The organism is Mesorhizobium sp. M7A.F.Ca.CA.004.06.1.1 (genome assembly GCF_003999135.1).
Taxonomy (GTDB): Bacteria; Pseudomonadota; Alphaproteobacteria; order Rhizobiales; family Rhizobiaceae; genus Mesorhizobium.
In genome coordinates this window covers 1-4,022 of record NZ_RZPQ01000551.1, presented here as the reverse complement: position 1 = coordinate 4,022, position 4,022 = coordinate 1, and the positions used below count along the sequence as shown (strand labels likewise).

Sequence of the window (4,022 nt, the reverse complement as noted above, 5' to 3'; positions counted from 1 at the left end):
GGCCTGCGCGACGCCTACCGTGCGGTGCCGGACAATGTCTATCTCGACGCCTGGTTTCCGCAGCCCTCGGTGGTGGCGAAGTCAGACCTGTTCATCCATCACGGCGGCAACAACAGCTTTTGCGAAGCGCTGCGCTTCGGCGTGCCGTCACTGATCATGCCCTATTGCTGGGACGGACACGACAATGCGCGCCGCGCCGGAGAAACCGGCGTCGGTGACCATATCGGCCGCGACGCCTGGACCGAAGGAGTGTTGGAGAAAGCGATTCTCGGCCTGCTGGCCGACGATGCCATGCGCGCCCGCCTCAAGGACAATGCAGCCCAAATGGCGCTGAAACCTGGAACGGATGTGGCCGCCCAAGCCATACTCTCTTTGATACGGACATGAACGAAATGCCTGACAACAACACGAATATCTCGCTCTCCAGCGGCAACGACGCCAAGGCCTGGCTGGCCCGGCACGGGATCAACGAAGTCGAGTGCCTGGTGCCCGACACGAACGGCGTCCTGCGCGGCAAGGCCTTGCCGACGGCCAAATTCCTCCAGGCGCTGGAAGATCGCGCGCTCTATCTGCCGAGCAGCGCTTTCCTGGTCAGCATCGACGGCCGCTACTCCGGCTCGATCGACGAGGGTTTTGCCTATTCGGACCCGGACATGCGCATGGTGCCCGATGTCTCGACGCTGTGCCTGGCGCCGGGTGCCGCTCCCGGCAAGGCCTATGTCTTCGCCGATGCCTTCCATATGGACGACCGGCCCTGGATGGCCTCGCCGCGCCATGTGCTGCGCGCCGTGCTCGACCTCTACGCCAGGCGCGGCTGGCGGGCGGTGGTGGCGCCGGAGCTCGAATTTTATCTGACCGCGCCCAATCCCGATCCGGACCAGCCGCTGACCGCTCCGATCGGCGCCAATGGCCGTGCCGAGGGTGTGCAGCATCCCTATGACATGGCCGCGCTCGAGGAGTTCGAGCCGGTGATCCGCCGAGTCTATGACTATGCGGCGGCGGCCGGCCTGCCGCTCGACACGCTGATCCATGAATCGGGTACGGCGCAGCTTGAGATCAACTTCCTGCATGGCGATGCGCTGCCGCTGGCCGACAAGGTGCTGCTGTTCAAGCGGCTGACGCGCCAGGCCGCGCAGCAGAGCGGAATGCACGCCACCTTCATGGCCAAGCCGATCGCCGCACAGGCGGGAAGCTCGATGCATCTGCACATGTCGGTCATCGACGAGGCCGGCAGGACTTTGTTTGCCGGCAGCGACGATGCCGACAGCGCAATGTTCGGCCATTTCATCGGCGGCCTGCAGAAATATGTCCCGGAAATCATGCCGCTGTTTGCGCCCAACGTGAACTCGTTCCGCCGCATAAGGCCGAACCACAGCGCGCCGGCCAACATCGAATGGTCGCATGACAACCGCTCCTGCGGCCTGCGCGTGCCGGCCGGGGGCCGCGCGGCGCGGCGGGTGGAGAACCGGCTTCCGGGTGCGGATTCCAATCCTTACCTGGCGATCGCCGGCTCGCTGCTTGCCGGCTATCTTGGCGTCGAACAGAAACTGGCGCGCTCGGCCGAAGCGTCGGGCAATGCCTACAAGATCAAGAGCACGCTGCCGAAAACGATGGAGGAGGCGCTCGATCGTTTCGAGGCATGTGAGCCGGTGCGGGAACTGCTCGGCGAGGATTTCTTCCAGACCTATCTGCGCGTCAAGAGCGTCGAGCTCGACCTGTTCCAGGGCGTGGTGACGAGTTGGGAACGCGACCACCTTCTGCTGAAGGTGTGAACATGGCTTCCAGTTCAACGGGTTTCAATTCGGGCCTCGATATCGCCAAATCCTATTATGTCGCCACCGCCAATCCGGCGCCGGACCATCCGGCGCTGGTCGGCGACGTCGACACCGACCTGGTTGTCGTCGGTGGCGGCTGCACCGGCCTGTCAGCCGCCCTTCACGCCGCCGAGCGCGGCGTGAAAGTGGTGCTGCTCGAAGGCGGCAAGATCGGCTGGGGCGCGTCGGGCCGCAATGGCGGCCAGATGATCCCCGGCCTGCGCAAGGGCGCCAAGGGCCTGGTCAAACTCTACGGGCCGGAGCGGGCAAAGGTGCTGTTCGATCTTGCCTTCGAGGCACGCGGGCTGGTGCTCGATATCATTGAGCGCCACGCCATCGATTGCGATCTCAGGCTGACCGGCCATCTGGTCGGCGCGGTCAATGGCTCCGACCTCAGGGATCTCGAGGAAGAGGCCGAGTGTCTGGCCACGGTGATGAAATTTCCGCATGCCGAGATCCTGTCGGCGGCGGAAGCCCGAGCCAAGGTCGACACATCCTACCATGGCGCGATGTACGAGCCGCTCGGCGGCCACATGCATCCGCTGAACTACACGCTGGGCCTTGCCCGTGCGGCAGTTGCGGTCGGCGTCATCATCCACGAGAATTCGGTGGTGGTGAAACTGGAGCGCGAGCCTTCGATCCGGGTCTCGACTGCAAAGGGATCGGTCCGGGCCAGACATGTCGTGCTGGCGGGTGACGCTCTGCTCAACGGGCTGGAGCCGCGCGTCAACAGCCGCATCATGCCGGTCGGCAACTACATCGTCGCCACCGAGCCGCTGGAGGGCACACGCAATGTCATCCCGGCCAATGTCGCGGTGTCCGACACCCGCTTCGTCGTCAATTACTACCGCATGTCGGCGGATGGACGCCTGCTGTTCGGCGGCGGCGAACGCTACACGCCGTCACCGCCGGCCGATATTGCCGGCTTCGTGCGGCCGCATATGGAAAAGACCTTTCCGCAGCTCAAGGGCTGCCGCATCGATCAGGCCTGGGGCGGCTTGGTGTCGGTGACGACATCCAGGCTGCCGCACATCGGGCACTATGGCGAGGTCTATTTTGCGCATGGCTATTCCGGCAAGGGCGTCATCCTGTCGACGCTGTCGGGCAAGCTGCTGGCCGAAGCGATCACTGGCGATGCCTCGCGGCTTGACTTGTTCTCGACGCTGACGCCGATGCCGTTCCCGGGCGGCACGGCGCTGCGTGGGCCGCTCTATGTGCTGGGGATGCTATGGTACGCGATGCGGGATCGTATCAAGCATTGATCAGAGGCAATTGTCGACGTTAGCACTGCCCCTCACCTGCCTGCCGGCATCCTCTCCCCGTCAACGGGGCGAGGGACGCTGTTGTCGCCGGTATCGCCAATGTTGCAGGAAAGGCGATGGCGTTGCGCCAGCTACTTTCTCCCCGTCACTATACGGGGAGAAATGCCCGGCAGGGCAATGAGGGGCGGCGCTGGCGTTTGAAGAGTTTTCGGGCGATTGATTAGACGACAAAAAAATCCTCGATGCGCTGCCTGGCCTCAACCAGCACCGGCAGTATCTCCCGCTCCATCTCCGTCACCGAAAACCGCGCCGATTGCGTCGAGACGTTGATGGCCGCCACTGTGCGCTCCGCCCGGTCGCGGATCGGCACGGCGATCGAGCGCAGGCCGAGCTCCAGTTCCTCATCGACGATGGCAAAGCCGTCGGCCTTCGCCTTGCCGATGGCGCCGGCCAGCAGCCTGATATCGGTGATCGTCTTCGGTGTCCGTCTCTCGATGGTCGCCTGACCGAGGAATGCGTCCAATTCCCCTGATGTCAGGCCGGCAAGCAGGATGCGTCCCATCGAGGTGCAGTAGGCCGGCAGCCTGGTGCCGACGTCGAGCGACACGCTGAGGATGCGGCGGCCGGGAATGCGGGCGACATAGACGACATCCTCACCCGACAGGATGGCCGCCGAGCAGGCCTCGTTCAGTTGTGCTGCCACAGAGCGCATGATGGGCGCGGCGAAGGCCCATAGCGAGGCGCCGCCGAGCCAGGTGCGGGCAACCGTCAGCAGGCGCGGCGACAGCGAGAACACGCGGCCGGCCTGTGTTGCATAGCCGGTGGCGGTGAGTGTCAGCAGGAAGCGGCGGGCGCCGGCGCGGGTGAGGCCCGCTTCCTCCGCCATTTCTGTCAGCGTCATGCCCGAGGGATGGCGGGCCAGGATCTCCATGACGGCGAGGCCGCG

The 4,022-nt window shown here is 64.8% G+C and carries 4 protein-coding genes; 3 read left to right on the top strand and 1 reads right to left on the bottom strand.

Going from position 1 to position 4,022, the window contains the following annotated elements; translation table 11 throughout:
• The 3 genes from EN906_RS25535 to EN906_RS25525 all read left to right on the top strand — a co-directional run.
• Window positions 1-387: nucleotide disphospho-sugar-binding domain-containing protein (locus tag EN906_RS25535; protein WP_281060459.1), on the top strand; the 387-nt coding region annotated here is incomplete at its 5' end.
• A gap of 5 nt (window positions 388-392) precedes the next feature.
• Window positions 393-1,772 (top strand): glutamine synthetase family protein, encoded by a 1,380-nt coding sequence (locus EN906_RS25530; RefSeq protein ID WP_127271820.1) that lies wholly within the window; start codon window positions 393-395, stop codon window positions 1,770-1,772.
• Window positions 1,773-1,774: 2 nt separating this feature from the next.
• Window positions 1,775-3,076 (top strand): FAD-binding oxidoreductase, encoded by a 1,302-nt coding sequence (locus EN906_RS25525; protein ID WP_127271818.1) that lies wholly within the window; start codon window positions 1,775-1,777, stop codon window positions 3,074-3,076.
• A 220-nt stretch (window positions 3,077-3,296) separates the two neighbouring features.
• Here the strand turns inward: EN906_RS25525 and EN906_RS25520 are convergent.
• The coding region (locus EN906_RS25520; protein WP_127375464.1) for an IclR family transcriptional regulator C-terminal domain-containing protein at window positions 3,297-4,022 on the bottom strand (726 nt) is incomplete at its 5' end.